The organism is Arthrobacter sp. (assembly GCF_031179385.1).
Classification (GTDB): Bacteria; Actinomycetota; Actinomycetes; order Actinomycetales; family Micrococcaceae; genus Arthrobacter_D.
The window spans coordinates 1-5,916 of the sequence record NZ_JAPSHV010000144.1 but is presented as its reverse complement, the minus strand read 5'-3'; the positions used below and the strand labels follow the sequence as shown (position 1 = coordinate 5,916).

At 62.8% G+C, this 5,916-nt stretch carries 6 protein-coding genes; 1 reads left to right on the top strand and 5 read right to left on the bottom strand.

The window, feature by feature from the left end:
* Positions 1-865, top strand: an 865-nt coding sequence (locus RIF85_RS14180; protein ID WP_309072547.1) for a zinc-binding dehydrogenase, incomplete at its 5' end; no start/stop codon positions are given.
* A 134-nt stretch (positions 866-999) separates the two neighbouring features.
* On the opposite strand, the gene RIF85_RS14175 is transcribed toward RIF85_RS14180, so the two are convergent.
* From RIF85_RS14175 to RIF85_RS14155, 5 genes are all read right to left on the bottom strand, one after another.
* Positions 1,000-2,604, bottom strand: coding sequence for a sulfatase-like hydrolase/transferase (locus RIF85_RS14175; protein WP_309072546.1), 1,605 nt, complete (start codon positions 2,602-2,604; stop codon positions 1,000-1,002).
* The gene (locus tag RIF85_RS14170) at positions 2,601-3,455 is read right to left on the bottom strand and encodes an ABC transporter ATP-binding protein (protein ID WP_375164435.1); all 855 of its coding nucleotides are present in this window, start codon (positions 3,453-3,455) and stop codon (positions 2,601-2,603) included. The genes RIF85_RS14175 and RIF85_RS14170 overlap by 4 nt, the downstream gene beginning before the upstream one ends.
* Positions 3,452-4,228: an ABC transporter permease gene (locus RIF85_RS14165; RefSeq protein ID WP_309072544.1), complete on the bottom strand. Its 777-nt coding sequence runs from the start codon at positions 4,226-4,228 to the stop codon at positions 3,452-3,454. Before RIF85_RS14165 ends, RIF85_RS14170 begins: the two co-directional genes overlap by 4 nt.
* Entirely contained in the window at positions 4,225-5,001 is a 777-nt protein-coding gene (locus tag RIF85_RS14160; protein ID WP_309072543.1) for an ABC transporter permease subunit, read from the bottom strand. Before RIF85_RS14160 ends, RIF85_RS14165 begins: the two co-directional genes overlap by 4 nt.
* Before the next feature lie 30 nt (positions 5,002-5,031).
* Positions 5,032-5,916 (bottom strand): ABC transporter substrate-binding protein (locus tag RIF85_RS14155; protein ID WP_309072542.1); only part of this gene is annotated, 885 nt, incomplete at its 5' end.

Genomic DNA, 5,916 nt, shown 5'->3' with positions numbered 1-5,916 from the left:
CGAACTGGCCGGTGTCATCATCGAGGTCGGAACCGGCGTCGTTCGCTGGAAGGTGGGCGACCGCATCACGGTTCCCTTCGTATGTGGCTGTGGCCGTTGTGAATGGTGCCTCGCCGGTGACGCCCAAGTCTGTCCTCACCAGCAACAGCCCGGGTTCACCCACTGGGGATCGTTCGCCGAGTACGTCGCTTTGCACGCTGCCGACACGAATCTGGTGGCCATTCCCGAGGCGGTGGGTTTCTCCACAGCTGCCAGTCTGGGTTGCAGATTTGCGACGGCATATCGCGCGTTGGTCGGGCGGGCACGAATCCAGCCGGGTGAGTGGGTCACGGTAATCGGAGCCGGCGGGGTCGGACTGAGTGCGGTGATGATTGCCCAGGCGATCGGTGCCAGGGTGATTGCTGTTGACCGGAACTCCGAGGCGCTGTCGGTAGCTTCCCGGCTAGGCGCAGAACACACGCTAATTGCCTACGGCGGGACCGACCTTCCTGCTGTGGTCAGCGACATCACGGGCGGCGGGAGCCATGTCGCCGTCGATGCCGTCGGCAGCGAGCAGACCTCCGCCGACGCCATTTTGAGCCTCCGGCGTCGCGGCAGGCACGTGCAGATTGGACTGATCCCTCCGATCGGCGGGCATCCCCGGGTGCCCATGGCCCGGGTGATCGCATGGGAGCTCGATGTGCTGGGCAGCCATGGCATGGCGGCCGTCGACTATCCGGGAATGCTGGCCCTCATTGAGCAGGGTTCGCTGCGCCCCGATCTGTTGATCGAACGAACCGTGGGTCTCGCGGAGGCGGCTGTGCTGTTGCCCGGGTTCGACCGGGCAAAGCCTGCCGGGATGACGATCATCGACCCGGCGCGCTGAAGGGTCCATTCGCCAGGGCCATACCTGACCCCCGTCAGGGGAGAGCTCATGAGGGAAGTCGATCAGTCAATACTGACAGACAACAGGACAGGGCGGCACCGACCGGTGCCGCCCTTCGCTGTTCCATGAGCACGTCAGGCAGCCGCCGTTGGAGCAACACCAAACTCCGCCAGGGCAGCCATTTCCTCGAGCATTGACGTCGTCAGCTCAGCCAACAAGCCGCCCGCCTGTGGATCGTCAGCCAGATTGTTCAGCTCATCGGGATCCGCTCGATGGTCATACAGCTCGGTGATTCCTGTTCCGAAGTAGCGCGTCAGTCGTCCCTTTGACGTGATCACCGAGCGCGTCCACACAGGAGCGGGCAGGCCCGAAAGCCCGAACGGCTGGTCCTCCTCGATGATGAGTCCCGTCCTCACCGAATCGGTCCGCCCGTCGAGTAACGGCACCAGAGACTTGCCCTGAATACCCCGATATGGCGCGGCACCGGTCAGTTCGAGCAGCGTCGGTGCAAGGTCCGCCGTCGAAACGAGCGCATCCAGGGAGCCTGGCGCCTGCCCAGGAATTCTCATGGTCAACGGAACGTTGGTCACGGCACGGTAATGGCTGAAATGCTTGAGCATCAGCCCGTGATCCCCGAACAGATCGCCGTGGTCACTGGTGAAAACCACGATCGTGTCCTCAGCCAAACCGTTCTCCTCCAGTGCTGAGAGCACCTCACCGATGTGCTTATCCATCAGGCTGATAAGCCCGTACTGCGCCGCCGCTGCTGCCCTGTACTGCTCCTCCGTTGCCGCCCAGGTCATGGTCGGATCGCTGTTGGGCGTCCCTCGGTGCTCAATCATCTCCCGGATGTGGGGAGGAGACTTCGAATGGTCCTGATGGAATCCAACCGGCAGATCAACCTCCTCCGGTGAGTACATGTCTGCATAACCATCCGGCGGTGAGAACGGATGGTGCGGATCGGGGAAGGAGACAAACATGAAGAACGGTTGCTCCTGCTGCGCGAACTTGTTGATGTGCTCCACGGCCTTGGTGCCCACATAGGCGCTCGGGTGCAGGTCCGGTGGTACAGAGGTCTTGTACACCTGCTCCCAGTCCGCGAGCCGGACCGCCGCATTCTCGGGACCGCCGCTCGTGTAGGGATCGACGCCGTGATCCCGCGCCCAGTGCACATAGTGGCCTCCCGGACGGTCACCATGGCCAATGACCAGGTCGACGTGCTGGTACCCGTAGTAATCCGGAGGCAATGGAATGAAGGACCTGTCGTGGGCCGCCTTATCCTCCCACTTGTCCCACCCTGGCTCCCGCCGCCGGGACCACGCGTCCAGGACCGGCGTGAGCAACAAGGGGCTGGTGTCCTCCATCTGTGCCAGCTGTTCCGGCTCGAAGTCCCAGCCCATGTTCTGGTGGTGCAGCTTGCCGACAGCCGTCGTCACGTACCCAGTGCAAGCGAGCGATCGCACCACATTGTTCGCATCCGGGTCCATGGTGATTCCGTTGCAGCGCGTCCCGTGCGCAGAGGGCCAGCGTCCGGTGACGAGGCTTGCTCGATTCGGCATACAGGTCGGGTTTGTCACCATCGCCTCGGTGAACACGACGCTCTCCCCCGCCAACCGGTCGATGTTCGGCGTCCGGACCACCGGATTGCCCGCAAACCCCAGGTGATCCGCCCGCAACTGATCCGCTATGAAGACAAGGACGTTGGGCCGTTTCCCCGTGTCTGTAGGATGCGGAATCATGCGGGCCTCTTGATAAGAGAAAGCACATCGGTGCGCTGCCGGGCGAACTCAGGCAGCGAGCGGGTGGTGATCTGATCGCGAGGAGCTGGAAGGTCAACGTCCACGATTTTGAGCACCTTCGCAGGCTTGGACCCGAGCACAACTACGCGGTCGGAGAGGTAGACCGCCTCGTCGATGTCGTGGGTGACCACGAGGATGGTCATGCCGAAGTCCTGCCGGATCTTCAGACACAGGTCCTCCAGGTCGAACCGCGTCTGCGCGTCTACGGAGGCGAAAGGCTCGTCCATGATGAGGATCTCCGGCCGGTAGGCGAGCGCGCGGGCTATTGCCACCCTTTGCTGCATTCCTCCCGACAACTGCCAGGGGTACTGGTGCTCCGCGTGACTGAGCCCCACTGCCTCCAGGGCACTGTCGCAGCGCTCCTTCGCCTCGGCCGCCGGGAGGCGCAGGTGCCGCAGCGGCAACATCAGGTTCTTGCGGACGGTGAGCCAGGGCATCAGTGACCGGTTGTAATCCTGAAAAACAAGGGCCATCTCGGGCGGCGGGCCGGAGATGGTGCGGCCATCGATGGACGCCTGCCCGCGGGTCGCGGGCTGTAGTCCTGCGAGACACTTGAGCAGCGTGGTCTTCCCGACACCGGATGGGCCAACAATGCAGACCATCTCGCCGGCGTTGACGGTGAAGGTCAGATCTTCGATGACAACCTTCGCCTTATCGCCGGTTCCGTAGGACTTCGCCAGACCATCGACACGTAGCCGTACCGTGGCGTCGGAGGAGACATTTGCTTCTGCCATGGGAGCCACCTGCCGGGTGTTCGTGTGAATGTGCGCGGGAGCGGTTCGTGTTTTCATGCCGTGCGGGCCAATCGTTTGGAGCCTACATACCAGGCCAGGACTTTGTTCTTGATGATTTCGAAGAGCAGGTTGGCCGCGAAGCCGATGATTCCGAGGAGCAGGATGCCCGCCCACATGTCGGAGATCATGAAGCTCTGCTGCGCGAGCAGCGTCATCGCTCCGATTCCCTGCGAGGAGCCGAGCATCTCCGACGCGATCATGACGATGAACGCGACCTGCAGGCTGACCTGCATACCGGAGGCGATGTGCGGCCCTGCTGCGGGCAGGTAGACCTGCACCATCTTCTCGCGGCGAGTCAGCCGATACACGGCGCTGACATCCTTCAGGCCAGAGTCGACACTGCGAATGCCGTCGACGGTGGCAATGAGGGTAGGAAAAAGCGCCGCGAGCGTGATGCTCAGAAGCCGCATCTCGACTCCGAAGCCAATCAGCGAGATGAAGATGGGGACCAGCGCCACCGGCGGTATACCGCGGAAGAAGTGGATCAGGGGGTCGAGGACCCACCGGGCTACGGGCACCAGGGCGATGATGAAACCCAGTCCGACGCCAATGACGGTTGCCAGAGCGTACCCGAGGAGGAGATTCCTCAGACTGAGCAGCACGTCCGAGGTGAAGTGATCGAAGAGCCACAACGCCTGGAAGCGTTCGAGGATGATGCTCAAGGGAGGGAAAAATGTGTTGGTCGAGGTGCTGGACAGTGTCCACCACAGCGCGACCAACAGCAGGGGCGCTCCGACCCCGAGCGACCAGTTGACGGCTTTACGGTTCATGCGGGAAGCACCTCTCGGTAGGACGCGTGCCAGTGCAGTGTGCGGCGCTCAGCCAGGCGACTGACACCCTGGAAGATCAGGCCCAGCATGCCTAGGACCAGGACGTAGGCGTAAAGCGACGGGTAGTCTCCGCCGGCCTGGGCCTGGTAGATGCTTCGTCCCAGGCCTGGACCTCCGCCTAGCAGGCCGGCGACGACGGTGATCACCAACGCGGCCGGGGCTGCCACCCGCATGGCGGTGCCGATGAACGGCATCGCTGAGGGCAGGGTGACCCGTGCGAGCACCTCTGTGCGTCCCATGCCATAGCTGCGGGCCGTGTCCAGGGTGACCGGGTCGGCGTCGTGCACTCCGGCCACCGTCTGCATGATGATGGGCAGCACGCAACCGAAGAAGACCAGGAACCAGGCCATTTGTGTCGTGGGACCGTAAATCAGTACCACGAGGGGCAGAATCACGATCGGCGGGATCGGCTTGAGGAATTCCAGCACAGCGAGGGTCGCATAGCGGAATGGATCGAAACTGCCGATGAGGATCCCGAGAACGACGCCGATGACCGCTGCCGATCCCAGGCCGAGCAGCGAGATCAGGATCGTGTCTGCCAGCGAAGACCAGAACTCTCCGCTGGCAAGCAGTTGGGTGAGCTCGGTGAAGGTAGCGGAGAATGGAGGCAGTGGTCCACCGGCCATCGGAACGGTTGCGACAAACTGCCAGATCAGGATCGCGCCAACAATCCCACCGGCGCTGACGAGCAATTGCCGTAGTTGAGCGTTCATGGTGTGAACTCCTCGCAGACGGGGTAGAACCTATTCATTGACGATCAGGCTCTCGTCGATCGCTACTTCCTGTGGCAGGAAGCCCAATTCAACAAGGAGCGCGTTGACGCGCTGAAGGTCCTCGAGCCGTACCTCGGTGGGCCAGTAGACCTCGGCGCCTTCCTGCACTGTCTCCAGCGGCACGCCGGTGACTTCCGCGCCGACTTCCTCGGCTTCCTCGGGGTTGTTGTTGGCGTAGTCATTGGCCTTATTGATCGCACGGGCAAAGCCGGCCATCTCCTCCGACTTGTCCTCGACCGTCTGGGTACCGGCTACCCACAAGCCGACGGCGCCCTTCTCGAAGAATTCGATACCGGGCGAGGCCAGGCGCTGGTGGCCTTTGGTGCCGGCCTGAGCGGTGAAGGGTGAAATCAGCGCTGCGGCGTCAACGCGGTTCGAGTCCAGTGACTGCAGCGCGGAGGCCGGATCAAGCACCATCCAGTTGACCTTTTGGGGATCGCCGCCGGCGTCCGAGATGACCTTGGAGATGGTCACTTCCATCTGGGCTTTCCGTGCGGGTACGGAGACCGACTTACCTTCGAGGTCCTTCGGGTCCGTGATGGAGCTTCCCGCGGGTACGTACAATCCCGTATCGTCCACGGTAGCCAGGTCCTCGGATTGCGCGGCGTCCTCTGCGTATCCGTCTGCCGCGGCAACGACCTTCAACGGCACATTCTGGCTCAGGGCGTTGAGCAACGGGATCGACGGGGTGTAAGTCAAGTCGATCTGACCGCTCTGTGCGGCGGCGATACCGGCGGGCGGATTCGCGATGACGGTGGTCTCGACGGTGAGTCCCTCTTCTTCGAAGTAACCCTTGTCGATGGCCATCTGGATTGCCGCGTCGGATCCGATGCCGATGGTTCCCACCGTGAGGGT